At 72.8% G+C, this 25,499-nt stretch carries 20 protein-coding genes; 9 read left to right on the top strand and 11 right to left on the bottom strand.

Annotation, left to right across the window (positions count from 1 at the left end):
- Positions 1 to 119 precede the first annotated feature (119 nt).
- A complete protein-coding gene (gene glgA / locus ACMCNO_RS16465) occupies positions 120 to 1,331 on the bottom strand; it encodes a glycogen synthase (RefSeq protein ID WP_412750322.1) in 1,212 nt (403 codons plus the stop codon).
- Between the two features lie 59 nt (positions 1,332 to 1,390).
- Between glgA and glgC the strand changes: the two genes are divergently transcribed.
- On the top strand, positions 1,391 to 2,623 hold the full coding sequence (gene glgC, locus ACMCNO_RS16460; protein ID WP_412750321.1) for a glucose-1-phosphate adenylyltransferase: 1,233 nt from the start codon (positions 1,391 to 1,393) through the stop codon (positions 2,621 to 2,623).
- A gap of 121 nt (positions 2,624 to 2,744) precedes the next feature.
- Here glgC and ACMCNO_RS16455 read toward each other — a convergent pair whose 3' ends face one another.
- From ACMCNO_RS16455 to ACMCNO_RS16440, 4 genes are all read right to left on the bottom strand, one after another.
- Entirely contained in the window at positions 2,745 to 3,092 is a 348-nt protein-coding gene (locus ACMCNO_RS16455; RefSeq protein ID WP_412750320.1) for a phospholipase, read from the bottom strand.
- Entirely contained in the window at positions 3,089 to 4,483 is a 1,395-nt protein-coding gene (locus ACMCNO_RS16450; protein WP_412750319.1) for a DUF4331 domain-containing protein, read from the bottom strand. The genes ACMCNO_RS16455 and ACMCNO_RS16450 overlap by 4 nt, the downstream gene beginning before the upstream one ends.
- A gap of 45 nt (positions 4,484 to 4,528) precedes the next feature.
- On the bottom strand, positions 4,529 to 4,810 hold the full coding sequence (locus ACMCNO_RS16445) for a hypothetical protein (protein WP_412750318.1): 282 nt from the start codon (positions 4,808 to 4,810) through the stop codon (positions 4,529 to 4,531).
- A gap of 194 nt (positions 4,811 to 5,004) precedes the next feature.
- Positions 5,005 to 5,997 carry a lytic polysaccharide monooxygenase gene (locus ACMCNO_RS16440; RefSeq protein ID WP_412750317.1) on the bottom strand — a complete coding sequence of 331 codons (993 nt, stop codon included), beginning with the start codon at positions 5,995 to 5,997 and terminating at the stop codon, positions 5,005 to 5,007.
- A gap of 188 nt (positions 5,998 to 6,185) precedes the next feature.
- Between ACMCNO_RS16440 and ACMCNO_RS16435 the strand changes: the two genes are divergently transcribed.
- Positions 6,186 to 6,554, top strand: coding sequence for an FKBP-type peptidyl-prolyl cis-trans isomerase (locus ACMCNO_RS16435; protein WP_412750316.1), 369 nt, complete (start codon positions 6,186 to 6,188; stop codon positions 6,552 to 6,554).
- A 141-nt stretch (positions 6,555 to 6,695) separates the two neighbouring features.
- Here ACMCNO_RS16435 and ACMCNO_RS16430 read toward each other — a convergent pair whose 3' ends face one another.
- Both ACMCNO_RS16430 and ACMCNO_RS16425 read right to left on the bottom strand, forming a co-directional pair.
- Entirely contained in the window at positions 6,696 to 7,589 is an 894-nt protein-coding gene (locus ACMCNO_RS16430; RefSeq protein WP_412750315.1) for a hypothetical protein, read from the bottom strand.
- An 88-nt stretch (positions 7,590 to 7,677) separates the two neighbouring features.
- Positions 7,678 to 7,884 carry an RNA-binding S4 domain-containing protein gene (locus ACMCNO_RS16425; protein ID WP_412750314.1) on the bottom strand — a complete coding sequence of 69 codons (207 nt, stop codon included), beginning with the start codon at positions 7,882 to 7,884 and terminating at the stop codon, positions 7,678 to 7,680.
- Positions 7,885 to 7,963: 79 nt separating this feature from the next.
- Between ACMCNO_RS16425 and ACMCNO_RS16420 the strand changes: the two genes are divergently transcribed.
- Entirely contained in the window at positions 7,964 to 8,905 is a 942-nt protein-coding gene (locus ACMCNO_RS16420) for a DUF1775 domain-containing protein (RefSeq protein ID WP_412750313.1), read from the top strand.
- 189 nt (positions 8,906 to 9,094) lie between these two features.
- Here ACMCNO_RS16420 and ACMCNO_RS16415 read toward each other — a convergent pair whose 3' ends face one another.
- The gene (locus ACMCNO_RS16415; RefSeq protein WP_412750312.1) at positions 9,095 to 10,036 is read right to left on the bottom strand and encodes an exopolyphosphatase; all 942 of its coding nucleotides are present in this window, start codon (positions 10,034 to 10,036) and stop codon (positions 9,095 to 9,097) included.
- 160 nt (positions 10,037 to 10,196) lie between these two features.
- Here ACMCNO_RS16415 and zwf point away from each other — a divergent pair, with 160 nt between their 5' ends.
- Both zwf and ACMCNO_RS16405 read left to right on the top strand, forming a co-directional pair.
- Positions 10,197 to 11,690: a glucose-6-phosphate dehydrogenase gene (gene zwf / locus ACMCNO_RS16410; RefSeq protein ID WP_412750311.1), complete on the top strand. Its 1,494-nt coding sequence runs from the start codon at positions 10,197 to 10,199 to the stop codon at positions 11,688 to 11,690.
- A gap of 107 nt (positions 11,691 to 11,797) precedes the next feature.
- On the top strand, positions 11,798 to 12,130 hold the full coding sequence (locus ACMCNO_RS16405) for an STAS domain-containing protein (protein WP_412750310.1): 333 nt from the start codon (positions 11,798 to 11,800) through the stop codon (positions 12,128 to 12,130).
- Positions 12,131 to 12,174: 44 nt separating this feature from the next.
- Here the strand turns inward: ACMCNO_RS16405 and ACMCNO_RS16400 are convergent, their stop codons facing one another.
- The 3 genes from ACMCNO_RS16400 to ACMCNO_RS16390 form a co-directional block, all read right to left on the bottom strand.
- A complete protein-coding gene (locus tag ACMCNO_RS16400) occupies positions 12,175 to 14,121 on the bottom strand; it encodes a pre-peptidase C-terminal domain-containing protein (protein WP_412750309.1) in 1,947 nt (648 codons plus the stop codon).
- A 222-nt stretch (positions 14,122 to 14,343) separates the two neighbouring features.
- Positions 14,344 to 16,293: a PPC domain-containing protein gene (locus tag ACMCNO_RS16395; protein ID WP_412750308.1), complete on the bottom strand. Its 1,950-nt coding sequence runs from the start codon at positions 16,291 to 16,293 to the stop codon at positions 14,344 to 14,346.
- Positions 16,294 to 16,420: 127 nt separating this feature from the next.
- On the bottom strand, positions 16,421 to 17,464 hold the full coding sequence (locus tag ACMCNO_RS16390) for an ROK family protein (protein ID WP_412750307.1): 1,044 nt from the start codon (positions 17,462 to 17,464) through the stop codon (positions 16,421 to 16,423).
- Between the two features lie 72 nt (positions 17,465 to 17,536).
- Between ACMCNO_RS16390 and ACMCNO_RS16385 the strand changes: the two genes are divergently transcribed.
- From ACMCNO_RS16385 to ACMCNO_RS16370, 4 genes are all read left to right on the top strand, one after another.
- Entirely contained in the window at positions 17,537 to 18,967 is a 1,431-nt protein-coding gene (locus ACMCNO_RS16385; RefSeq protein WP_412750306.1) for a DUF2252 domain-containing protein, read from the top strand.
- Complete coding sequence (locus ACMCNO_RS16380) at positions 18,964 to 19,380, top strand: pyridoxamine 5'-phosphate oxidase family protein (RefSeq protein ID WP_412750305.1); 417 nt, start codon at positions 18,964 to 18,966, stop codon at positions 19,378 to 19,380. Before ACMCNO_RS16385 ends, ACMCNO_RS16380 begins: the two co-directional genes overlap by 4 nt.
- A gap of 99 nt (positions 19,381 to 19,479) precedes the next feature.
- Complete coding sequence (locus tag ACMCNO_RS16375; protein WP_412750304.1) at positions 19,480 to 20,913, top strand: acyltransferase family protein; 1,434 nt, start codon at positions 19,480 to 19,482, stop codon at positions 20,911 to 20,913.
- Positions 20,914 to 21,552: 639 nt separating this feature from the next.
- Positions 21,553 to 25,497 (top strand): hypothetical protein, encoded by a 3,945-nt coding sequence (locus ACMCNO_RS16370; protein ID WP_412750303.1) that lies wholly within the window; start codon positions 21,553 to 21,555, stop codon positions 25,495 to 25,497.
- Positions 25,498 to 25,499: the final 2 nt, after the last annotated feature.

Here is a 25,499-nt window from a genome sequence, read left to right as displayed (position 1 = left end):
CAGTATGCGTCTCGGCGGGCGGCCACCGGGCCCGGAACGCGCTATTTGGTCTGACCGCCCCGCGGCGGCGCTGTGTGCTGCTCAGCGGCCCAGCAACTCAGCAGCTCAGCCCCAGCGGCTCAGCGGCCCAGCACGGAGCGGTAGACGCGCATCGTGTCCTCGGCGATGCTCGCCCAGGAGAACGTCTCGACCGCCCGGCGCCGCCCCGCCAGCCCCATCTGCCGGGCGCGGTCCGGGTCCTCGACCAGGGTGGTCAGCGCGGCCGCGAGGTCGGCGACGAAGCGGTCCGGGTCGACCGGGGCCCCGGTGCCGTCGGCCGCCTGCGCGATCGGCACGAGCAGCCCGGTCTCGCCGTCCGCGACGACCTCGGGGATGCCGCCGGTCGCGGTGGCCACCACCGCGGTCTCGCAGGCCATGGCCTCGAGGTTGACGATGCCCATCGGCTCGTACACCGACGGGCAGACGAAGACCGTGCCGTGCGTGAGCACCTGCACGACCTCGTGCTTGGGCAGCATCTCCTGCACCCAGATCACCCCGCGCGGGTCGCGGGCGGCGCGCAGCGCGGCGGCCAGCTCCTCGACCTCGGCGGCGATCTCCGGGGTGTCCGGCGCGCCGGCCAGCAGCACGATCTGCGCCTTCGGCGGCAGCTCGCGGCAGGCCCGCATCAGGTACGGCAGGCCCTTCTGCCGGGTGATCCGGCCGACGAAGACCACGCTGGGCCTGCTCAGGTCGATGCCGAGCCGCTCGATGACGTCCGTGCCACGGTCGGGCTTGTACTGCTCGGTGTCGATGCCGTTGTAGACCACCTGGATCTTCTCCGGATCCACCCCCGGGTACGCGGCCAGCACGTCACGCTTCATCCCGCCGGAGACCGCGATGATCGCGTCGGCGCTCTCCACGGCGGTCCGCTCGCAGTACGAGGACAGCGCGTATCCCCCGCCGAGCTGCTCGGCCTTCCACGGCCGCAGCGGCTCCAGGCTGTGCGTGGTCAGCACGTGCGGGACGCCGTACAGCAGCTTGGCGACGTGACCGGCGAAGTTGGCGTACCAGGTGTGGCTGTGCACGATGTCGGTGCCGGCGCATCCGGCCGCCATCGCCAGGTCGATGCCCATGGTGCGCAGGGCGGCGTTGGCGTCGCGCAGCTGCTCCGGCTCCGGGTACGCGGTGACCCCGGACTCGCCGCGCTTGGCGCCGAAGCAGTGCACCCGTACGTCGGCGAGGGGCCGAAGGTCCCGGGCGAGATACTCCACGTGCACGCCGGCGCCGCCGTACACCTCCGGCGGGTACTCCCGGGTCAGCAGATCCACGCGCACGGCACCCGAGTCGGTCACGAGACGCAGAATAGCTGCTTTGGCTGGTGTTCGGGCACGGGGAAAGTTAGCGTCGCTGCATGGGTGTCAAGGTCCTCGCTATCGTGCTGGCAGGCGGCGAAGGGAAGCGGCTGATGCCGCTGACCGCGGACCGGGCCAAGCCCGGGGTTCCGTTCGGCGGGATCTACCGCATGATCGACTTTGTGTTGTCCAACCTGGCGAACGCCGGTTACCTCAAGATCGTCGTGCTGACCCAGTACAAGTCGCACTCGCTGGACCGGCACATCTCCAAGACGTGGCGGATGTCCACCCTGCTCGGCAACTACGTCACCCCGGTGCCCGCGCAGCAACGCCTCGGTCCGCGCTGGTTCGCCGGCTCCGCCGACGCCATCTACCAGAGCCTCAACCTGATCAACGACGAGAACCCCGACTACGTGATCGTCTTCGGCGCGGACCACATCTACCGGATGGATCCGAAGCAGATGGTCAAGGCGCACATCGCCTCCGGCGCCGCGGTCACCGTGGCCGGCATCCGCCAGCCCAAGTCGATGTCCGACCAGTTCGGTGTCATCGACGTGGCCGAGGACGGACGCCGCATCCGCGCGTTCCGGGAGAAGCCGCGCGAGGTCGACGGGCTGCCGGACTCCCCCGACGAGATCTACGCGTCGATGGGCAACTACGTGTTCAGCACCCGGGCGCTGTGTGACGCGGTGACCGCCGACGCCCGCGACCCCGACAGCAAGCACGACATGGGCGGCAACATCATCCCGATGCTGGTGGAGCGCGGCGAGGCCAACATCTACGACTTCCGCGACAACGACGTACCCGGAAGCACCGATCGCGACCGCGGCTACTGGCGCGACGTGGGGACCTTGGACTCCTTCTACGACGCGCACATGGACCTGATCGCGACGCTGCCGGTGTTCAACCTCTACAACATGGACTGGCCGATCTTCACGAACTACGGCTCGTGGCCGCCCGCGAAGTTCGTCCACTCGCACGACGACCGGCAGGGCCGGGCGGTCCAGTCGATGATCTCGCCGGGGGTGGTCATCTCCGGGGCGTACGTGGAACGCTCCATCGTCTCACCCAGCGTCCGGGTCAACTCGTGGGCCCACGTGGAGGGATCCGTGCTCATGGACGGCGTGTCGGTCGGGCGCCGCGCGGTGATCCGCAACGCGATCATCGACAAGAACGTCGTCATCCCCGAGGGCGCACAGATCGGCGTGGACCTCGACCGGGACCGCAAGCTGTACACCGTCTCCGACGGCGGGGTGGTCGTGGTCGGCAAGAACCAGCACGTGGAACTGTGACCGGCCGGGCGCCGCCCGCGCAGTCCTCGCAGGTGGATTCGACGGGTGGCGCCCGGCCGACACAGCGGTCCGGCCGGGCCCGCGGTGGATCGCTGTCCACCGCGGGCCCGGCCGGTCGTCACTACGCGGCCGCGGCCTCTTCCTGGGGCCACTCGTACTCGGTGACCGAGCCGCCCATCACGTCCGCCTCGGCCAGCGGTGTCACCGCGTCCCGCCAGATCACGTACCGGCCGGCGCGCAGGTTGTCGATGACGACGCTGAACCGTACGCCGTCGTGCACGTACCGGGCACGGACCGCCGCGTGGGTGCGGGCGTCCTGCGCGTCGACCGGGCTGACCTCGATCTCGTGGCCGTGCAGGTTGCCCGGGGTGTGAATGATCAGCGCCCCGATGTCCGCCCCGATGTTGAGCACCACGGTCCCCTGCCCGGACGGGGCGAGGGTGTGGTGGTGGTGCGGGCCCGCGCTCACTTCGGGTGGTTGAAGCCGTCGAAGGGAACGGGCAGGTACGGGAAGCGCTTGAGCAGCTTGGCGCTCACGTCCTTGACGCTCAGTCCCTGCTCCACCAGTGCCGCCGCGTCGTCCGGCTTGAACTTCTCGTCGACCAGCGGGACGGTGACGCCCGCGATGGCGCGAATCGAGATCGACACCACGTCGTCGGCGATGCGCCGGCCGTTCGGGAAGCCCGCCAGGTCACCGCCGAGCAGGCCGAACCCGTTCTCATCCTTGGTGGGCGGGATGGCGGTGTTGAGCCGCAGCATGTCCGCCTGCACCGCGCCGGTGGTGTTCTGGAAGTTGTCGATCAGCCCGTCCGGGATGCCGGTGAGCAGGATCGCGACCAGGTCGGCGCGGGGGTGGCCGGTCTCGTTCAGCTTCTGCAGGTTGTCGAACAGCCCCGGGTACAGCACCGGGAGCAGCCCGGCCAGTTCCGGCTTCTCCACGAACTTCGCGAACCGCTTGTCCTCGGTCGGCGGCAGGCTGTTCCACTTGTCCTTCTCGGCCATCGGCACGATGACCTCGTTGAACAGCGGGTTGCCCAGCCGCGACACCTGCACCTGCGGGCCGACCTCGACGTCCTCGCCGGCCTTGCGGCCGTCGCGGATCTGCACCTGGCGGCGGCTGGCGGAGGTCCACACGCCGATGACCGCGCCCGGGTCGCGCCCGCGCACCTTCTTCTTTCCGTCGCGACGCACCATGTGCATCGGCACCTGGATGGCGATGCTGTGCACGTTCAGCTCGTCGGTGGCGTTGACCGCCTTGCCCGCGTAGTTGAACAGCTTCTTGCCGACCAGGTGCTTGTCCTGGAACGGCCGCAGCGTGCCCAGGTCGAAGATGGCGCCGAGGTCGACGAAGAACGCGTCGGCGCGCTGCCCGGCGAACACCTTCTCACCGGTCTCCAGGTGGTGCACCGCGTCGTCGGCGAGCTTGTTGTAGTCCGGAATGGACAGCGGGCCCACGTTGCACGGCGGGCAGGGCAGCTTGCGGGCCAGCACCTCGTGCTTGCCGTGGGCGTCCACCTTGGTCACGGAGAAGAACTGCCGCCGGTTCCAGTTCTCGCTGTCGAGCGACTCGATCGGACCGGTGTTGTACAGGAACGTGTTGTTGTTGCGCAGCTCGGTGCGGAACCGGAACTGGTACGTCAGATCGGGCCGGCCGTCGCCGTTGGAGTCGACGTGGATCTCGTAAAGCACGTCGTCGCCGAACTCGAAGAAGTTCGGGCCGCTGGCCGGGAGCTGCAGCGGCACGTAGTTCGCGATGATGGTCACGGTGTCCGGGTGGTCCGGGCTCACGAACGCGTACAGGTCGGAGCTGTCCGCTACCGGGTCCTTGCTGATCTCCGGCGCTTCACGGTGCGAAGACATGCGTCGTCCTTCGGGGAATGGGGGTTGAGGGGCGAGGGGCGGCGATCAGCCGCGCTTGGCGGCCTTGAGCAGCTGCGCACAGAGCTTCTGGTCGGTGATGGTGACCTTGGAGCCGCCGGAGAAGAGGTCGAACGTGCCCTTCTTGGCGTCGCGCAGCGAGAGCACCAGCGGCTCGCTGTCGTTCTTCGCTGAAGTGTTCTCGCCGGCCAGGCTCAGCCCGGCGACACTCGCGGCGGTGGCGCCGACCCCGACCGTGGCGGCGATGGTAAGGACCTTGCGACGCGACAGGCGGGAAACCGCCCGGCTGCCGTACTGGACACGACTCATGCTCGGCCTTTCGGAAAGCTCTCGGGTGGTGGTGCCACCCGAGAGCGAGGGTCTGTGATGCCCGGACAAACGTCGTCGACGCCCATCAGTACGGAGCAGGACCCGGAAGTGGTTCAACGCTTTTCGCACCGCCTGTGCCGCTGTCGCGCCGAACGCGGTTCAGCGCTTTCCGCACGGCCCCCGCGGGGCGTGGTTCAGTGCTTTCCCCGCGGCCTGTGCTGTCGCCGCAGCCGCAGCAGGCCGACGGTCGCGGTGATGAGCACCCCGACGATCAGCGCGCCGCTGAGCAGCCCACGGCCGAGCGTGATCTGCTGCTCGTCACCGGCGCGGCTCAGCCACGACTCCTTCTCCGCGACCGGCGCGGCCGCCGGGCTGCCCTCCACAGGGGTGGCGGCGGCGCCCGGCTCCGGCGACCGTGAGGCCAGCGGCCGCGCCGCGGTCGCGGGCTTGGCCTTGGACGACGACGCGGACGGCCGGGGTGTCGCGGCGACGCCCGCCCCCGCTGCCGACAGGACCAGATCCGAGCAGGAGTAGTACGTGTCCGGGGTGCTGGTGGTCTGCCAGATCGTGAACAGCACATGCCGCCCGGTACGGTCCGCCGGCAGCTTCCCCTTCATCTGGTACGCCCCGTCGCGCACCGGCGGGTTGTCCGCGGTGAGGATCGGCTGGGCGCCCAGATCGGACCAGCGCAACGGCCGGGCCGGGTCGTAACCGGGTTTGGTGAGGTAGACCCGGAACAGCCCCTCGTGCGGGATCGTGGTGCGGTACCGGATGGACAGGGAACTGCCCGCGGTCATCTTGGTGGCGGGCCAGTCCGTACGGGCCAGATCCAGGCCCTTGAACTCGGGCAGCCCGCCGCTGCACAGCTTGCCGTCCGGGATGAACTGGCGGTCATTGCCGTCGACGCCGGGCACCCGCAGATTGTCGAACGTGCCGAACGACCGCCCGTTGGCCTCCCGCGCCGCCCGGCAGGCCGCCGAGCCGGTGTCCGTGCCGCCGGCCGCGCACGCGGCGGTGCGGCTCAGCGGCAGGGTGGGCGCTCCGTGGGCCAGCGCGGGCAGGGCGGGCAGCAGTCCCGCGGCGGCGGCGAGAACGCCCGCGGCGGCGACCCCGGCGATCCGGCGCCCGGTGGAGGTCGCGCGCCGGCCACCCACCCGGTGCTGCGCTGTGGCGGTGCGGTGCGTCATGCGGCTCTCCTCGGGCGCGGCGGCTCGAGGGCCACGGCTGGGCCCCCGACGGGCTCGGAGGCCGTAGGAGGCCCCACGGCGAAGATACGGAGATGGGCCGTGAGTCGTTCACTACTGTGGGTCGATGCGGGCCGCGGCGGCACCGGTGTGATTGCATGTGACCGGTAACGCGGACACAAGGAGAACACATGGACAAGCCCGACGTCGGTCCCATCGAGGGCCAGCCGCCCGCCACCCTGCAGGTCGAGGACCTGACGGTCGGCGAGGGCCCCGAGGCCACGCCCGGTCAGGTCGTCAGCGTGCACTACGTGGGTGTGTCCTTCTCGTCGGGCCAGGAGTTCGACGCGTCGTACAACCGCGGGGAGCCGTTCGAGTTCCACCTCGGTGGCGGGCAGGTCATCGCCGGCTGGGATCAGGGCGTGGCCGGGATGCGCGTGGGGGGCCGCCGCAAGCTGACGATCCCCCCGCAGCTGGGGTACGGAGCGCGCGGCGCCGGCGGCGTCATCAAGCCGAACGAGACGCTCATCTTCGTGGTGGATCTGCTCGGCGTGCGCTGAACCCGGGACGGCAGGCCGGACGGGCCGGAGTGGGCGCTGCCCGCTCCGGCCCGTCCGTGTTCCCGGCCGCCTCCCCGTCCAGCGGGAGGAATCCGGCCGGGCCGGAGAATCCCGCCGGGTCGGCCGGCTCCCCGATGGGGGTCACTGGCGCGTCCGCAGGTCGTTGCAGCCGTTCTCGTCCGGCAGCAGCGGACGGAACGAGACCCGCCACTGCTGGCCGCCGGACTCCCACGGCGTGTTCGCGTTCGCCTTGGCGGCGGCGCTCAGGACGGTCTGCGCCTGCGCTCCGGTGAGCGTCAGGCAGCCCTGCTTCACCTCGGGGGACACGTAGTCGCCCGGCAGGGCGGGCCCGGGCCACGCCTGCGGGCCGGGCTGCTTGGGCAGGTCGTTGCCCGGCTTGACCCACGGGGTGGCCAGCACCGCGACCTTCTGCGCCACGTACGGCTCCGGCTTCGCCGCGCTCGCGGCCGTGGACAGGTCCGTCAATTCGCGCACGAAACCCGCCAGTTTGGTGCGGGCGGCGTTCTGGGCCGGGGTCAGCGCCGGGTCCTGCGACTGCGCCTCACTCAAGGCGTACGCGTCCACGGTGTACTTCGCGCCGCCGGTGACCGCGGTGACCCGGGTGGTCGTGGCGTCGGCCACCCCGGGGCGGCCCAGCTCGGCGCCGGAACGGACCCCGGCGTCGGTCGCCTGGCGGGCCAGCTCGGTGACCCGCTCGGGGGTGACCTGCAGGACCACCAGGTTGGGCAGGGCCGGACCGGGGTAGATGGCGATCTGCGGGCCCTGGGTGATGACCCGGCCGTCGGCGTACACGCTGACGTCGGGGATGCGGCCGACGCGCAGGTTGGTCCCGACGAAGCCGCCGTAGTGCTCGACCCGCAGGACGAGTGCGTCACCGGCCGGGGCCGGAGGGTTACCGGACGCGCCGGGCGCAGCGGCGTCCCCCGCTGCGGCGCCCGCGGTGGTGCGGGCGCAGGCGCCGAGCAGGAACAGGGTCACGGCGGCGGCCGTCCATGTGCCGCGGAGTCTGGTCATGCCGGGTACGACGACGGGCGACGCCCCGCGGTTCCGCCCCGGACGAAAACGATCTGGATCTTTTTGCGGCGAGGTGGCCCTCGTCACCTCAGGTCACCCGCGCGGCGCGGCCCAGGACCCGGACCACGTCGCCTCGGTGCAGCTGGCGGCCTCGGCGGGTGTCGACCTCCCCGTTGACCGTGACGTCGCCGGAGGCGATCAGGATCTTGCCTTCCCCGCCGGTGTCGACGAGGTCCGCGAGCTTGAGAAACTGCCCCAGCCTGATCATGTCTGCGTCGATCGCCACGTCGTGCATGGCGTTCATCTTGCCGGACCGGCGAAAAAGTTCCGCCCGGCGGTTGAACCATTCGGGCACCGGATGCGAACTACCGGATGTGAGCCGACTCCTCGACACGCGCCGGGCGGGCATCCTCGTGGCCGCCGCCACGGCGGGCGTGCTGTGCACGGCCGGGCCCGCGGCGGCCGACGTGACGGTGAGCCCGGGCAGCGTCCCGCAGGGCAGTGGCCAGAACCTGACGTTCCACGTCACCAATCCCGGCGGCAAGCAGATCACCACGGTACGGCTGGTGCTGCCCCCGGACACCCCGGTCGCCGAGGTGTACCCGCTGTCGGACGACGACTGGGCGCCGCGGATCGACAACCGCCACCTGGACACCCCGCTGAAGACGATCCACGGCGGCACCCCGGTCACCGAGACCGCGGCGGCGATCACCTGGATCGCGATGGGCGGCAAGTCGATCGCGCCGGGCAAGGCCGCCGACCTGGCCGTCGCCCTGGGCCCGTTGCCCACGCTGAGTTCGATGCGGTTCACGGTCCAGGGCACGTACGCCGACGGGACCCCGGTCCCGGCGACGTCCGCCGATCTCAAGCTCACCCCGCTCGCACCCGGCGAGGCGCCCGCCGCGCACCCCGGACACGGCGGCGGCGCCACCGACCCCGGGCAGAACTCCGCGGGTGCCGACGACGCCGCGTTCGCCGCGGTGGTCAGCCGGGCAGAGCAGGGGCCGAGCTTCTGGTCGATCGCGGGCTGGGTGGTCGCGGTGCTGGCGGGGGCGGGCGCCGTGCTGGCGGTGCGGCGCTCCCGGCGCCGGCCCGGCGATGCGGACGGGCCCGCGACCCGGGACAGCACGGCGGATGCCGCGGCCCCGGACGGCGCGGCGCCGAAGGGTACGACAGCGGACGGCACGGCGAAGGCCGAGGCGGACGGCGGCGCGGCGGCGGAGGGCGCGGCGAAAGCCGAGGCGGCGAACGAGCCGGTCGGCGCCGGGACCAGCCGGGCGCGAGTCACCGGCTGGAGCTACCGCGACGGCCCGTGACAGGACTCCCCGCGCAGGTGGGCGCGGGTTGTCGTGATGATGCGCGTGGGGCGCGGAACACGACGAGCGGGTGGGGCCTCAGGGCACGGCCCACGACTCGCGGCGCGCGGGGCGGGAAGGACATCCTTTCCGCCCCGCCGGGCTTTCCGGCGCCGGCCGCGGCGGCCGGCCGTACCCGGGAGCTGCCCGTCAGACGCTGACCGTGCGCGGCGTACGCAGCGCCTGGATGATCTCGCGCTGGACCCGCGCGGCGTCCGCGTGCGAGACCTGGCAGGTGCCAGCGGCCTGGTGGCCGCCGCCGCCGTATTTGAGCATGACGGCGCCGATGTCGACCGGCGAGGTGCGGTCGAGGATCGACTTGCCGCAGGCGAACACCGTGTTCTGCTGCTTGAAGCCCCAGATGATGTGCACCGACACCCGGGCCTCGGGGAACAGCGCGTACACCATGAAGCGGTTGCCCGCGAAGATGGTCTCCTCGTTGCGCAGGTCCACGATGACGACGTCGCCGTCCATCTTGCAGACCCGCTTGAGCTGTTCCACGAACATCGCGGAGGAGTCGCGGTACATGTCGACCCGCTCCGCCACGTCGGGCATCTTGAGGATCTCGGTGATGTCCATCTGGATGCAGGCGTCGATGAGCGTGGCCATCAGGTCGAAGTTGGCGACCCGGAACTCCCGGAAGCGGCCCAGCCCGGTACGGCTGTCCATGATGAAGTTCAGCAGCGTCCAGCCGTCGGGGTTGAGGATGTCGTCGATCGTGTACTGGGCCGAGTCGGCCTGGTCGACGGCCTTCATGAGGTCCTGCGGCACCTCCGGGAAACGCTCGGCGCCCCCGTAGTACTCGAAGACCACCCGGGCCGCGGACGGGGCGTCGGGGTTGATGATGTGGTTCGGCCGCTCCCCCGGGTTACGCAGCGTCTCGGAGTGGTGGTGGTCGAAGACCAGATGCGCACCGGGGGCGTACGGCAGGTTGGTCAGGATGTCGCGGTCGGTGATGTCGACCGTGCCGTCCTGGACGTCCTTGGGGTGCACGAACTTGATGTCTTCGATGTCGATGACGTCCATGAACTTGAGCAGCACGGCGCAGACCAGGCCGTCGAAGTCACTACGGGTCACGAGCCGGTACTTCACGCGAGTTCCCTCCCTGTCACCATGCCGGTCCACACCAGTTTGCCACTTTTGCGGGATTTCACCCATCGCATCGACCTACCGACCTGAACCGGGGAGGGCTCGCGCTGCGTAAGGTTCTGACAGACGCCCAGAGACGCGGCCCCGGAGGAAGAACGAGACGATGGACATCGCCCCTCAGCTCACGCAGGATCGCAACGCCCCGCCCGCCACTTTGGTGATCTTCGGCGCGTCGGGCGACCTGACCCGGCGCAAGCTGATCCCCGCGGTCGAGAGCCTGGCCCGGCACGGCCGCCTGCCCGCCGAGTTCGCGCTGGTCGGCGTCGCCCGGACCGGAATGACCGACGAGCAGTTCATCGAGCGCGCCCTGGGCGAGCGCGGCCTGCGGAACATGCCCGGTCTTTCCGGGGCAATCAGGTACGTATCGGGCGGCTATGACGACCCGGCGACGTACAAGCGGCTCGGCGAGGTGCTCGACGAGCTCGACGCCCAGCGCGGCACCGCGGGCAACCGCCTCTACTACCTCTCCACCCCCGCCGAGGCCTTCGAACCGGTCATCAACGGCCTCGCCGGGGCCGGACTCAACCACGCCCGCCCCGGCTCCTTCGCCCGCCTGGTGATCGAGAAGCCGTACGGGCGGAACCTGGCCACCGCGGGCGAGCTCGACCAGATCGTGCACGCCGCGTTCGAGGAGCCCCAGGTCTTCCGGATCGACCACTACCTCGGCAAGGACACCGTCCAGAACGTGCTGGCGCTGCGCTTCGCCAACGCGATCTTCCAGCCGATCTGGAACCGCACCTGGGTCGACCACGTGCAGATCACCGTGGCCGAGACGCTCGGCGTCGGCACCCGCGGCGGCTTCTACGAGCACGCGGGCGCCATGCGCGACATCGTGCAGAACCACGTGCTGCAGGTGCTGGCGCTCTCGCTGATGGAGCCGCCGGCCTCGTTCGAGGCCGAGGGGCTGCGCAACGAGAAGGTCAAGCTGCTGCAGGCGATCCGGCTGCCCACCGACCGCGACATCGCCGACACCGCGGTCCGCGGCCAGTACACCCGCGGCGGCACCCGCGAGGAGCTGATGGCGGGCTACCGCGACGAGCCCGGGGTGGACCCCCTGTCGCGCACCGAGACGTACGCGGCCATGCGGCTGGACGTGGACAACTGGCGCTGGGCCGGGGTGCCGTTCTACGTGCGTACCGGCAAGCGGCTGCCCGCCCGGGTCACCGAGGTGGCCCTGGAGTTCCAGCGCCCGCCGCACCTGCCGATCCCGCAGGACCAGCTCACCGGGCTGGAGGCCGACGCGCTCATCCTGCGGATCCAGCCCAACGAGGGCATCTCGCTGCGCTTCGGCGCCAAGGTGCCCGGCCACTCGTTCCGGGTGCGCACCGCCAGCATGGACTTCTCCTACGACGCCACCTTCCGGGAGGAGTCGCCCGAGGCGTACGAGCGTCTGCTGCTCGATGCGCTGCTCGGCGACCCCACCCTGTTCATCCGTACGGACGAGGTCGAGCAGTGCTGGCGGATCGTCGACCCGATCATCGAGCACTGGGCGAACGATCCGTCGCCGATCCCCACGTACGAGGCCGCCTCGTGGGGACCGACCGACGCGGATCGGCTGATCGGCCGCAGCGGCCGTCGGTGGCGCAACGGGGTCTGAACCGCGGATTCGGCCAGTCGAGGCGATACCGCCTAGGGTGGAGGGATCCACCCGGCGCGGCCCCGATCGGCCGTGCCCGTCGCTCGACACCGAAAGCGACCACCGGAATGCAGGTCTCCGTCGCGCACCATCCGCCCAACACCGCCGTCCTCGTGCTGCGCGGCTCCCTCGACATCGACACCGCACCGTCGCTGAAGGCCAACCTGACCCGGCTCGTGGAACGGCCCCGGCCCCGGGTCGTCGTCGACCTGGGCGGCCTGGACTTCTGCGACTCCATGGGGGTCGGGGTGCTCGTCACCGCGCACCGCCGGGCGCTGGAGCGCGGCGGCTGGGTGCGGCTGGCCGCGCCGTCGAGGTTCCTGTGCCGGCTGCTCGACACGCTTGGCCTCACGGAACACCTGTCGCTGCATCCGGACGTCGCGGCCGCGCTCAAGGACTGACGTACGGCCGGGGACGGGCGTGCCGCCCCCGGCCGCGGGTCAGCTCAGCTGGTCACGCCGAAATCGATCCGGCCCAGGGTGTCCTCGGTTCCGACGAAACCCTCGGTGGGGCTGAACCGGTCGTCGCCGAAGTCGACGTCGCGGTCGTCGGCCGTCCCGCCGACCCCGTCCGGGCCCACCCCGAACAGCACGCCGAAGTTGGCGCCGCCGGCGTCCTGCAGGTTCGGCGACGCGTCGGAGTTGTCCGTGTGCCAGTTGCCGAAGAAGTGCCCGGCCTCGTGGGAGATCACATTGCCCAGGGCGCGGCCCACGAAGGCGACCCGGTTGCTGGCCGGCCTCAGGTACGTGTTCAGCGACGCGTCGTCACCGGCCGGATCGCTGAGCACGTCCAGCAGCACCAGGGCCGTCTCCTCGGTCTCGAAGTTGCCCGGGTCGATGCTCTGCGCGATGCCGATGGTCGGCACCCCGGACTCGGCGATCGTGCCGCCGACCACGATGCGGCTGACATTGCGCCCGCCCCACGGGTCGGCGCCGTTCTTACTGGTGACCAGCTTGAGCTTGAAGCGCTTGTTCAGGCCTCGGGCGGTCAGGTCCTTGCGGAGGTTCTCGGTCACGGTGGCGGTGACGACGTCGATGAGCCTGCGCTCGTCGGCGCGGGTGAGGCCCCATTTGCCGAGGAAAGCGGCCAGCGGGCTGAGATCCACGTTGCCCGTGCCGCCGAACACACCGGTGTTCACCCGCTCACCGTCGAAGTCGAGGAACAGGGTCTGGATCGGCCGCACCCGTTCCAGGACGGCCCGGTACCCCTCCACGGTGACGGCGTAGCCACCCGAGCCGCCGGTCACCCCGACGTAGTGCCAGCCCGCCTTCGTGGCGACGTAGTCGGTGACCTGGTTGCCGCCGCCGGGCAGCGGGGAGGCCATCGGGTAGATGAACGAGGCGTTCTGCTGCGAGCCGTGCACCTCGCGCGGGGTGGTGTCGAAGAGGGTCAGGTAGGTGTTCGCGCCCTTGGCGGAGGCGCCCAGCACGTCACCGGCGCGGAGCTTGACCGCGAAGAAGTCCGAGTCGTCGTCGCCCGAGGTGATCCTCACCGTGTACGGGCCCTCGCTGCCGTCGCCGTCACCGCTGGCCGGATCGAACGGGTCGGCCGGCAGGCCGTTGTATCCCGCCACCATCGCGTAGAAGGTGCCGGTCGCGGGCACCTTGTACTCGAGGCGGCTGTCCAGGCTGCCGCCGAAGTCGTCGTTGGCGGCCAGCACGTGACCGGCCGGGTCGAACACCGCCACGACGGTGTCCAGGTCACCCGTCGGTGTGTCGGTGGCGATCGTGATCACTTTGCCGGGCGTCGAGGTGAGCCGGTAGAAGTCGAAGTCGTTCGTGCCCGTACCGGCGGAACCGTGCGGGCCGTCGCCGATCCGGGCGCTGGTCTCGATGCCCTTGCGGCCCGCGGTGCCGATGCCGGTGTTGCCCGCCAGCGGGATCGCGCCGTCGTCCTCCGCGTTGGCGGCGACGGTGTCCGGGATGACCTGCTCCGGATTCAGGCTGCCCAGGATGCGGATCCGCGGGTTCTTCTTCGGGGCGGTGCCGAATCTGGTGATCCGCTGCGCGGTCGCCGGGGACTCGTTGGCACCGCGGGTGCCGTCCGGCTCGTCCTCGTCGATGACCAGGGTGCTGCCGGACGGGCGCACCGCACCCGGCGCCTTCAGCCGGGCGACCGCCTGCGCCGGGGAGCGGCGCTGCAGGTAGTGGTTCCATCCGCTGTAGTCGACCCGGGCCGCGTCCGGCACCATCGCCAGGTACGGGTTGGGTCCGGTCGGCTTCGCGCCGAGTGCGGCCTTGGGCGCCACCGGGATACCGGCGGCCAGTGAGGCGCGGTCAGCCGGACTCAGCCCGGGGTCGGGTGGTGCGGCACCGCTGGGCGACGCGGCGCCAGGGATGACGATGGATAGTCCGAGCAGGATTGCCCCGACGGTGGCGATGCTTCGTCGCATCAGGAGTCCCCCTTTGAGCGTCCAGGGCCCCCGCCCCGGACAGCGCTCCTGACGCTACTGAAGCAACCCATCAAGATCCACGATGTCGGTGACGCACGTAAGGCGTACTGTGCGGCACGAATCGCGCGAGCCCCGAGGCCGCGGACCAGCCCGGAGCAGCCGAGGGTGGCCGGGGCGCCCCTCGTGGGCGTCCCCGGCCACCACCGGGTCAGACCGTCCGCGTCAGCTGGTCACGCCGAACACGATCCGGCCCAGGGTGTCCTCGGTCCCGACGAAACCCTCCGCCGGGCTGAACCGGTCGTCGCCGAAGTCGACATCGGGGTCGTCGGCGGTGCCGCCGACCTTGTCCGGGCCCACCCCGAACAGCACGTCGAAGTTGGCGCCGCCCGCGTCCTGCACGTTCGCGACCGCGTCGGAGTTGTCCGTGTGCCAGTTGCCGAAGAAGTGCCCGCCCTCGTGGGAGATGACGTTGCCCAGCGCGTGGCTGACGAAGGCGATCCGGTCACTGCCCGACGTCAGGTACGTGTTCAGCGACGCGGGGTCACCCGCGGGGTTGCTGAGCACGTCCAGCAGCACCAGCGCGGTCTCCTCGGTCTCGAAGTTGCCCGGGTCGATGCTCTGCGCGATGCCGATGGTCGGCACCCCGGACTCGGCGATCGTGCCGCCCACCACGATGCGGCTCACGTTCGCCTTGCCCCACGGGTCCGGGTCGTCCTTGCTGTTGAGCACCTTGAGCTTGAAGCGGCTGTTCAGACCACTGGCGACCATGTCCTGCTTGAGGTTCTCGGTCACGCTCGCGGTGACGGCGTCGATGAGCCGGTCCTCGTCGGCCCGGGCGATGCCCCACTTGCCGAGGAACGCCGAGAACGGGGCCAGGTCCACATTGCCGGTCCCGCCGAAGGTCGCGGTGTTCACCCGTGCGCCGTCGAAGTCGAGGTACAGCGTCTGGGTCGGCTTGGCACCCTGCAGCGCGGGCCGGTAGCCCTCGACCGTGATGTCGTAGCTGCCGGAACCGCCGGAGACACCGACGTAGTGCCAGCCGGACTTCGTGGCGACGTAGTCGGTGACCTGCTTGCCGCCGCCGGGCAGCGGCGAGGCCATCGGGTAGATGAACGACGCGTCCTGCTGCGAGCCGTGCACCTCGCGCGGGGTGGTGTCGTACACCGTGAGGAAGGTGTTCGCGCCCTTCGCGGCGGCACCGAGGACGTCGCCGGCCTTGAGCTTGACCGCGAAGAAGTCCGTGTCGTCCGCCGCCGACGTGATGGTCAGCGTGTACGGGCCCTCGCTGGCGCCGCCGTCGCCGCTGGCCGGGTCGAACGGGTCGGCCGGCAGCCCGCTGTACGCCGCCACCAGCGCGTAGAACGTGCCTTCGGCCGGCACCTTGTAGGAGAGCTGGCTGTCCAGGCTGCCGCCGAAGTCGTCGTTGGCGGCCAGGACGTTGCCGGCCGGGTCGTAGAGCACGACGACCGTGTCCAGCGCGCCGTTCGGGGTCGCGGTCTTGACCGTGACCACCTTGCCGGCGGGAGCGGTGAGCTTGTAGAAGTCGAAGTCGTTCGTGCCCGTACCCGCGGAGCCGTGCGGGCCGTCGCCGATCTGCGCGTCGGTGACGATCCCGTCGCGTCCGGCGCCGATGCCGGTGTCGCCCGCCAGCGGGATCGCGCCGTCGTCCTCCGGGTTTGCCGCGATCGTGGTCGGGCTGACGAACTCGGGGTCGAGGCTGCCCAGGATGCGCAGCCGCGAGTCCTGTCCGGACCCGGTGCCGAAGTTGCGGATCAGCTGCGCCGACGCCGGGTCGTCGTTGGAGCCGCGGTTGCCGTCCGGTTCGTCCTCGTCGACGACCACGGCGGAGGCGGCCGGGCGGGCCGCGGCGGGCGCGGCGGCCAGGGCCTTGAGGCGGGCTGCGGCCTTGCCGGACGCCTGCCGCTGCAGGTAGTGGTCCCAGCCGCTGTAGTCGACCTTCGCCGCGTCGGGCACCATCGCCAGATACGGGTTCGGGCCGGCGGGCTTGCTGCCGAGGGCGGCCTTGGGTGCCACCGGCAGCCCGGCGGCCAGCGAGGCGCGGTCGGCTGGACTCAGCCCGGGATCGGATGGAGCGGCGGCGCTCGGCGTGGCCTGGGCGAGCCCGGCCAGTACGAGCACGGCGGCTCCGACGGTTGCGATGCTGCGTCGCATCTGGTGTCCCCCTTCGAACGTCCGGGGCCGACGCCCCGGACGGCACGGCCGACGCTACTGAAGAGGGCGTGCGAGATCCATAGATGTCGATGAGGCTTCACACGTGCTACGACGGGCGCAGCGGAGATTACGCCGACTGCACCGACTCCAGCGCCGCCACGGCGGCACCCCGCGCTCCGGCCATGTCGAGGTCGGGCACGAGCGCGAATGTCGCCGCGACCGCCTGCTCCCGGCGCAGTTGGGTGTGCTCGCGCACCACGTCGAGGAACCACGCGCGGAACGACGGCGCGGCCTCCACCACGCCACCGCCCAGGAAGTACGCCGACGGGTCGGTGAAGTTCGCCGCGATCGTGAACAATTTGCCGATCGCCCGCGCCTGCTGGCCGAAGACCGCGAGCGCCAGCGGATCGTCCTTCTCGCCGTAGCCGCGCAGCAGCTTGGCGGCCCGCGCGACCGGCTCAGCGGCCAGCGGGTGGTCCGGGAACCGGGTCAGCCAGTACGGCAGCAGGTTGTTGGTGATGCCGGTCAGCGACGCGATGCTCTCCACGTCACCGGCGAAGCCGCAGTTGCACTGCGGGATCGGCTGGCCGTCCTCCAGCACCCCGTGCAGCGGGATCTGCACGTGTCCCAGCTCCCCCGCCATGCCCGCGGCGCCGCGGATGACCCGGCCGCTCTCCACGACCCCGCCGCCCAGGCCGGTGCCGACGATCGCCGCGACCGACGAGCGCTGCTGCGAGGCGGCACCGAAGTGCCGGTGGTGGGCGTACAGGGCGGCCGCGTTCGCGTCGTTGTTGTAGATCACGGGCAGGCCGATGCGCTTTTCCAGGGCGCCGCGGATGTCGAAGCCGCGCCAGGCCACCTGGGAGAAGTTCGTCGAGCCCTTCGACGAGATCACCCCGCCGGCACTCGCCGGGCCCGGAGTGTCCAGGCCTACCGCGCGGACCAGGGTGAACGGGGTGCTGGTCAGCTCGAGGACGGAGTTGAACGCCTCGGCCAGTGCCTCGACCGCCAGCTCGGGGCCTTCCTGCACCCGGCTCGGGCTCTCCGTCATGTGTTCGACCAGGAACTGGCCCGTCGCGTCGAGCACGGTCGCGTTGTTGCAGGTGCCGCCGTTGTCCAGGCCCACCACGACCCACGACTTGGGGGTGCGCACCGACTCGTTGAGATCCACGCGCTGAGCGTACGTCGGTGCCGTCGCGGGCGGTAACCGGTGCCCGGTCTTCCCGGCCGTAAGCTCAGGTGGATGCATGTTGACGCGGTATCCGACTCCGCCACCGGCCACGTCGTGCTGGGCACCCGCCGCGAGGAGGGCTTCGCCTCGCTGCGGCTCGACGCCCGCCCGCGCGCCGAGCGCTACGGCCTGGGCCGGTCCCTGCGGGAGCGCTCGCCGCGCGGCGGCCTGGGCCACTGGGCTCCCGGGCCGGGCCGGATCGATCCGGTGCACCAGCTCATGGCGGCGCACGCCGGGCGGGTGCCGGAGCTGATCCCGATCCGGGTGGGGCGGATGATCGCCTCCCCGTACGCGTTCCTGCGCGGCTCGGCGAACATCATGGCCGACGACTTCGCGACCCTGCCGTACACCGGGATCACGCCGGTCATCTGCGGCGACGCCCACCTGGGCAACTTCGGGTTCTATGCCTCCCCGGAGCGGGAACTGGTCTTCGACCTCAACGATTTCGACGAGGCGCATCCCGGCGCCTGGGAGTGGGACCTGCGCCGGCTGGCCGTCAGCGTGCACGTCGCGGGGCGCCAGAACGGCTTCGCGGAGACCGCGTGTGCCGACGCCGTGCTGCACTGCATCGAGCAGTACCGCGAGCAGATCGGCCACCTGGCGGAGCAGCCGCTGCTGGCCCGCTCGTTCGACCGGCTGGACGTCGACCGGCTGCGGGCCGCGGCCAGCAAGGCCAGCTTCCGGGACGAGATCGAACGCGCGGCCCGGCGGGCGCGGCGGCGCACCAGCGACCGGGCGCTGCCGCGCTTCTGCGAGGAGCGGGACGGCACCCGGCGCATCGTCGAGGAACCGCCGCTGATCACCCGGCCCAGCGCGACGGACCAGGACCGGCTGGCCGCGGCGCTGGACGGCTACCTGAACACGCTGCCGCCGCACTGGGCGCGGATCCTGGGCGGATACCGGATCGTCGACATCGCGCACAAGGTCGTCGGGGTCGGCTCGGTGGGCCTGCGCGCGTACGTCGCCCTGTGCGAGGGCAGCAGCCCCGACGATGTGATCTTCCTGCAGCTCAAGCAGGCCCGGCGGTCCGTGGTGGCCCACCACCAGCACGGCGCCGCCGCCTGGCACCGGCATCAGGGCCAGCGGGTGGTGGAGTACCAGCAGGCCCTGCAGACGGTCAGCGATCCGCTGCTGGGCTGGGCCACGATCGGCGACCAGCAGTACTACGTGCGGCAGTTCCGGGACATGAAGGGGGCGATCACGGTCGAGGGCATCGACGCGGCCGCGCTGGCCGACTACGCGGGGGTGTGCGGCTACCTGCTGGCCCGCAGCCACGCGCGGACCAGCGGCGCGTCCATGATCGCGGGGTACATCGGCGGCAGCGACAAGATGGACCAGATGCTGTGCCGGTTCGCCCGCGCCTACGCCGACCAGATCGAGCGCGACCACGCCCGGCTGGTCGACGCGGTCCGCCGCGGCATCCTCCCCGCCGAACCCGCATGAGCGGGCGGCTTGATCTCGGTGGGGCGGCGCTGCGGGCGTTCTGGGTCGAGCGCCACCTGTGCACGCTCACCACGCTGCGGCCGGACGGCTCCCCGCACGTGGTCGCGGTGGGTGCCACCCTCGACGCCGACGCCGGGCTGGCCCGGGTGATCAGCTCACGTACCTCGGCCAAGGTGCGCCACGTCGCGGCGGCCGGGCCGGCCGGGGCCCGGGTCGCGGTCTGCCAGGTCGACGGGGCGCGGTGGAGCACCCTGGAGGGGGTCGCGGTGATCCGCGCCGAGCCCACCGCGGTCGCCGAGGCGGAACGGCGGTACGCGGCCCGCTACCGCCCGCCCCGGCCGAACCCGCTACGGGTCGTGATCGAGGTCCGGGTCATCCGGGTGCTCGGCTCGAACCGGCTCCTCGACCCCTGACCGGCTCGCCGCGCCCAGGCATGTTGGGGCACCGTACTCGGGCGGGTCTGCGTACGCGCACTCATCCGCGCGGGCCGCGCGGGCGGCAGGCTGCCGGTCATGAACGTCGCCCCCGGATCCCGTACCCACCGCGCGGCCGTCCCGGCCCCCCGTACCCGCGCGCCGCGTGCCGCCGAGCTGGCCGCACGCACCCCGGCGAGCCGTGACCGGTACGTCGACCTGCTCCGCGTGGTCTCGCTGGCCGCGGTGATCTTCGGGCACTGGCTGATGGCCGTACCCGTGGTGGCGGCCGACGGCTCGGTCGCGGTCGGCAACGTGCTGTCCGCCGTGCCCGCGCTGCGGCCGCTGACCTGGCTGTTGCAGGTCATGCCGGTGTTCTTCCTGGTCGGCGGGTTCGCGCACGGCACGGCCTGGGCGTCGGTGCGCCGCCGCGGGGGCGGGTACGCCGACTTCACCCGCGCCCGCGCGATCCGGCTGCTGCGGCCCACGGCCGTGTTCCTGGCGGTGTGGCTCGCGCTCGCCACCGTCGCGGGCCTGGCCGGGCAGGACGCGGGCCTGGTGCGGGTGGCGCTGCGTACGGTGACCCAGCCGTTGTGGTTTCTCGGCGTCTACCTGGCGCTGGTGGCACTGACCCCGCCGCTGTGGTCGCTGCACCGGCGGCTCGGCAGGCGGGCGCCCGCGGTGCCCGCTGCGCTGCTGGCCGCCACCGCCGCGGTCGACGTGCTGCGCTTCACCGGCGGCCACACCCGGCTGGCCACCCTGAACCTGCTGCTGGTGTGGGCCGGGGTGCACCAGCTCGGCTTCCTGTACGCCGACGGCACCCTCCAGCGCGGCGGCCGGCGCCTGGCCGGGTGGCTGGCCGGCGCCGGCCTGCTCGCCCTGGTGGTGCTGACGAGCGCCGGGCCGTACCCGGTGTCGATGGTGGGTGTGCCCGGCGACGCGGTGTCCAACATGTCACCGCCGACGCTGGCGCTGGCCGCGCACGCGGTCTGGCTGACCGGGCTGGTCCTGCTGCTGCGCGGGCCCGCGACCCGCTGGCTGGCCCGGGCGCGGGTGTGGCGGGCGGTGGTCGCCGCCAACGGCCTGGCGATGACCGCGTTCCTGTGGCACCTCGGCGCCGCGTTCGCCGTCGTCGGGGTGGTCGCGGTCCGCGGCTGGGACCTCGGCGCACCGGGCGGACCGGTGTGGTGGCTGACCCGGCCGCTGTGGCTGGGTGCCGCGGCGCTGTGCACGGCCGTGCTGGTGAGCGTCTTCCGGCGATTCGACGCGCCCCGGCCGCCGGCGGCGACGTGCGGGGGGTACCCGCTGCGGTCGGCGCTCGGGATGCTCCTGTGCACCCTCGGCGTGCTGGGGGTTTCCACGGTGGGCTTCGGTGGGCTGCTGGACGGCCGGACCGCCACCCTGCTGGTGCTGCCGGTGACCGCTCCGGCGGCGCTGGCCCTGCTGGTCGCGGGCGCGGCGCTGCTGCGCCCGGCGCCCGGCTCCGACGTGGCCGCCGGGACGGTCCGCGGGCGCGACACCGTGGCGCAGTAGCGCGCGGGAGGCGGGCCCCGGTTCGGTCGAGCTGCTGGCGGGGTGCCGGTGGCGCTGCCCATGCCGGTCACACGGCCCGGACCCACCATCGGTAACCCTGCGCACATCATCTGCAATTACGTACGGTGATCGCAGGCTCGGTGATCCACGACGGTTCCGCGGCCGCCTCCCGGCCCGGGTCCGGATGCCGCATTAAATGTTGCTTAATTTCGGTACGCCATTTGCGCACCCCCCAATCCCCGAATGATGAGAAACGCATTCACATACCGGGACCACATCAACGGATGGTCAATTGCCACCGACCGGGTGTACGGGCTGGCCGGTCGGGTGAACCAGACCGCACGCCCGTGCGTACAGTCCGTTGACGGGACACCTCCGGCGTACCACCGCGCCGGGAGGGCCCGCATGCCACCGACGCCCGCGGGGTGGGTGAAGCGCTTCCAGGGGCCCTGGCGCACGCCATAAACCCATGGTTAACCTTCCCTCTCAGCCGCGTGGAAAGGTGGTATCGGGCGCGCGGACAGGGACGCGGCGAGGACTGGGGGCACGAATGCGGCACCGGAGCGGACGGCGCCTTCCCGGCGACCGCCTGCCCGCCGCCGGCCACCGGCGCGACGGGCACCCCGCCGAGGGGGCCCGATGAGCTTCGAAGACGACGAGTACTGGGAAGCCGAATACTCCGACCAGGCCGTCGGGTACGCCGACAACACCGCGATCGCCCACGACCGGTATGCGTACGTGGACCGGCCCGTACCGTCGCGCCGCAACGGCGCTGGCGGAGGCGGCCCATGGGCCGACGACGCCGACGAGGAGTACGCGAACGACGAGCTCGCGGTCCGTCGGCAACGGCGCCAGCGAAATAACGCACAGTCAGCGAATCGTGAACAACGTATCCGGGCCGCGTTCGACGCCGAACGTCCCAGCTGGCTGGACGACCCCGCGTTCGCGAGCCGGGGCGGGCGCGGCGGGCCCCGCACCGGTGCCGAGGACCGGGACCCGGACGGGCGAGAGGACGACTGGGACACTCCGGCGGCCGACTGGGACACGCCGACCGCGGACTGGGACGAGCAGGCCGACGACTGGGACACGGCGGACGACGACTGGGATGCGCCCGCCGCCGACTGGGACGACCCCCGCGACCGGCAGCCGCGGCGCCGTGCCCCCGAAGCGGACGTGGCCGGGTGGGACCCCGTCCCGGACGACGGCCCGATCCGCCGGCCGGGCGGGCGCCGCACCGGTGGCGGCCCCGGCGAGTACGACGGCGCGCCCTCCCACCCGGCGGACCGGCCCGCCTCCGGTCGCGCCCGGGTCCCCAACCAGCCCGTGAGTGACGCGCCGCTCGACCTCTACCTGCCTCCGCGCCGCACGAACGACCCCGGCCAGGATGAGCGCGACGGCGAGGGCCGACGCCCCCTGGATGCACGGTCCGGCTCCGGCCGCCAGACCGTCTGGCCGGACCGTCGCCGCAACGACGGCGACGACACCGGCTGGGCGGACGAGGCGCCACGGCCCGACGGCAGAGTACGGGGCGGCGACGGGGCCTGGGCCGACGAGCCCGGCCACCGCGTGGCACCGGGCCGCGACGACCCACGCCGTGGCGACCGGCAGGGCGCGAGCCAGCGCCCCGCGGGCTGGGCCGACGACACCGGGGACTGGCCCGACGACACCGGGGACTGGCCCGACGACACCGGCTGGACCGGTCGGGCCGACCGGGAGACCGGGTGGGCGGAGCCCGCCGACCGGGAGACCGGGTGGATAGACCGCGACCGGGAGACCGGCTGGATCGACCGCGACCGGGAGACCGGCTGGGCGGACCGGAGCGGGCGCGAGCGGCGCGATGCCGGACGGCACGGGCCCGGCCAGCCGCGCCGCGACCGGCAGGACGGCCGGACCCGGCCGGAGGAACGCCGCGGCCCGCGTGGCGAGGGCGACGACCGGTCCCGGCGCGGACCCGCGGACGACGTCCGGCGGGGCGGCCCACCTCCCGACGAACGTCGCGACGATGTGCTGCAGGGCGAGCTGCTGCCACCCGACCCGCGCCGTCACCGGGCGCAGCCGGGAGATCCCGCCGCGCAGGGAACAGAGCAGTACGGTGCCCCGTTCCCCGGGCCCGGCATCCCGGGGTGGACCGGTGGGCCGTTCCCCGGATCCGGTTTCCCGGGCTGGACCGGCCCCGGCTTCCCCGGCCCGTGGGGTCCCGGATTCACCGAACCCGGCTGGGACGGACCGCCGTGGGAACGGCCGGGACACGGCGCGCCGGGCTGGGCCGGGACGGGACGGCCCCCGGAGGTCACCCAGCGTGACGCGGCTCCCCTGGCCGATCGCCCGGCTGCCGCGGACGACGACGAACGCTGGTCGCCGCCCCCGGCGGCCCGCGGTGGCGCCACGGTCGGGGACACGCGCCGCGACCACACCGGCGACGCCGAGCCGTGGGACGACGAACGGGAGCCGTACTCCGGTCGCTGGGACAGCGAACGCACGTTCCGCCAGAACCGCGCCGCGGATCCCGACCGGTACGACCAGCCGCTCGAGCCCGCCGCAAGCGACTACGACCAGCCCTTCGACCCCGCCGCACGGGAGTACGACCAGCCCTTCGAGCCCGCCTCCAGGGAGTACGACCAGCCGCTCGACCCCGCCGCGCGGGCGCGCCGCGAACGCGGCAACCAGGACCCGCGTGGCGACGACGCGCGCGGCGACGAGCGGCGGGCCGAGCCCGGGCCGGTCGACACGGGTCCGCGCGTGCTCAGCAAGGCGAGCCCGCCGACCGCGCCGCGCGTCATCAGCAAGGCCACGCCGCCGCCCGCTCCCCGGGTGCTCAAGAAGGCAGAACCGCCCGCGACGCCGCGGGTCGTCGGCACCACGCCGCAGGTGGGACCGGCACGGGTGATCCAGCCCGCCCCGCCGACCGTCCAGCCCGGTATGAACCCGGCCGCGACGGCGAACCCGCCGGGCACCAGCCCCGCCGCGGCACCCAGCCCGCCCACGGCGACGCCCGCGGCCACGGGAGCGCCCACCGGCGCCGTGCCGCCGGTGTCACCCGCACCGGCCGGTGCGCCCGCGGCGACGCTCCCCGCCGCGGCGTCGCCGGACCCCCGGCCCGCATCCGGCGTTCCCGGTGGCACGCCCGCGCCGCGGGTCCGGCCGCCCGTGCCGCCGCAGGCCGCCTCGGCGGGTGTGGCCGTACCCGCCGCAGTCCGGCCGCCCGCGCCACCCGCCACCGCACCGCCCGCGCCACCCGCCACCGCACCGCTCGCGCCACCCGCCACCGCACCGCTCGCGCCACCCGCCACCGCACCGCTCGCGCCACCCGCCACCGCACCGGGCGCGGTACCCCCGCCCGTCGTTCCCTCCCCTGCTCCGGCCCCACCGGCGGTGCCCGCGCCGGTGGTGCCCGCAGCGGCGGCACCCCCGCCCGCGGTGCCACGGACCTCCCCTCCCGGTGGGCCCGCGACCGGCGCCGACCGTACCGGTGCGGCACCGGCCAGCCCGGCCCCGCCGAGCACCGCGCCGCCGCCGGACGGGCGGCCGTCCGTGCAGACCATGGGCGACGTCCCGCTGAAGCCGGTCGCCCGGCTCGCCACCTCCGGCCCGGACACCACTCCGCGCCGGTACGCCGACGCGGGCCTGTCCGGGGGCTGGTTCACCCCGCACGCCGACGCGCCGTCCACCACACCGGACACCACCGGCGCGCCGGACGCGGCCACCGGGGACACGGCGCCGAGCGCCGCCGCCGACCGTGCCGCGGGTGCCCCCGGGATGGTGGTCGACCTCGACATCACCGACATGCTGACGAACCTGGCCACCGGCCAGCAGCCGGTCGTGGTGCCGCACCCGACCCTGCCCGCGGACTCCGAACCCGACGGCGCGGCCGGGACCACCACGGCGGGGCGGCCGGAGCCGTCGGTCATGTCCCGTCCCGAGCCCGCCGAACCGAAGACCCCGGTACGTCCGCTCACGCCACTGTCCGCCGAGGACCTGGCAGCGATCCGCTGGCGGCTGGACGGGGGGACGCTGCGGGAGGTCGTCGACGATCGGGACGCCCTGCGCGAACTGGGGGCCCGCCTGGACGAGCCGCTGGCGGGCGAGGCGGACCACGCGACCCGGGCGGGACTGCTCTCCGTACGGGCGGAGGTGTACCGCCTGCTCGACGAGCTCGGCATGGCCGCCGCGGCCAGCCGGCTCGCGCTCAGCCACGCCGAGTCCTCGGGCGAGGTGCAGGCGATCGTCATCGCGCAGGCGGAGCTCGCGCACGTCCTGCGGCTGCGCGGCGACCACGCCGAGGCGGACCGCCTGTTCGAGGTGGCGGCCAGTTCGGAGGCGCCGCCGGTGCTGCGCAGCGTCGTGCACGAGAACGCCGGGCGCAGCTGCTTCGACCAGGGGCGGCACATGGAGGCCCTGGATCATTTCGCGCGGGCCATCCGGCTCGGCGACCCCGAGGACCTCGACCTCGTGGATCGCATCGACGTCTCCCTGGAGGCGGTCTACATCCACGTGCTGCGCGACGGGTGGGGACCGTACCCGCGGCTGCGGCGGCAGATCCTGGGTGAGCCCGCCGACCAACCGGCAGCCACCGCGACCGGATAGGC

Source organism: Krasilnikovia sp. M28-CT-15, from assembly GCF_047159595.1.
Lineage (GTDB): Bacteria > Actinomycetota > Actinomycetes > Mycobacteriales > Micromonosporaceae > Actinoplanes.
This window is presented reverse-complemented; position numbering and strand designations above follow the sequence as displayed.

Coding starts and splice junctions, on each gene's coding strand:
- glgC (WP_412750321.1), top strand. CDS start 1,391: ATGGGTGTCAAGGTCCTCGCTATCGTGCTGGCAGGCGGCGAAGGGAAG.
- ACMCNO_RS16450 (WP_412750319.1), bottom strand. CDS start 4,483: ATGTCTTCGCACCGTGAAGCGCCGGAGATCAGCAAGGACCCGGTAGCG.
- ACMCNO_RS16445 (WP_412750318.1), bottom strand. CDS start 4,810: ATGAGTCGTGTCCAGTACGGCAGCCGGGCGGTTTCCCGCCTGTCGCGT.
- ACMCNO_RS16440 (WP_412750317.1), bottom strand. CDS start 5,997: ATGACGCACCGCACCGCCACAGCGCAGCACCGGGTGGGTGGCCGGCGC.
- ACMCNO_RS16435 (WP_412750316.1), top strand. CDS start 6,186: ATGGACAAGCCCGACGTCGGTCCCATCGAGGGCCAGCCGCCCGCCACC.
- ACMCNO_RS16430 (WP_412750315.1), bottom strand. CDS start 7,589: ATGACCAGACTCCGCGGCACATGGACGGCCGCCGCCGTGACCCTGTTC.
- ACMCNO_RS16425 (WP_412750314.1), bottom strand. CDS start 7,884: ATGCACGACGTGGCGATCGACGCAGACATGATCAGGCTGGGGCAGTTT.
- zwf (WP_412750311.1), top strand. CDS start 10,197: ATGGACATCGCCCCTCAGCTCACGCAGGATCGCAACGCCCCGCCCGCC.
- ACMCNO_RS16405 (WP_412750310.1), top strand. CDS start 11,798: ATGCAGGTCTCCGTCGCGCACCATCCGCCCAACACCGCCGTCCTCGTG.
- ACMCNO_RS16400 (WP_412750309.1), bottom strand. CDS start 14,121: ATGCGACGAAGCATCGCCACCGTCGGGGCAATCCTGCTCGGACTATCC.
- ACMCNO_RS16395 (WP_412750308.1), bottom strand. CDS start 16,293: ATGCGACGCAGCATCGCAACCGTCGGAGCCGCCGTGCTCGTACTGGCC.
- ACMCNO_RS16385 (WP_412750306.1), top strand. CDS start 17,537: ATGCATGTTGACGCGGTATCCGACTCCGCCACCGGCCACGTCGTGCTG.
- ACMCNO_RS16380 (WP_412750305.1), top strand. CDS start 18,964: ATGAGCGGGCGGCTTGATCTCGGTGGGGCGGCGCTGCGGGCGTTCTGG.
- ACMCNO_RS16375 (WP_412750304.1), top strand. CDS start 19,480: ATGAACGTCGCCCCCGGATCCCGTACCCACCGCGCGGCCGTCCCGGCC.
- ACMCNO_RS16370 (WP_412750303.1), top strand. CDS start 21,553: ATGAGCTTCGAAGACGACGAGTACTGGGAAGCCGAATACTCCGACCAG.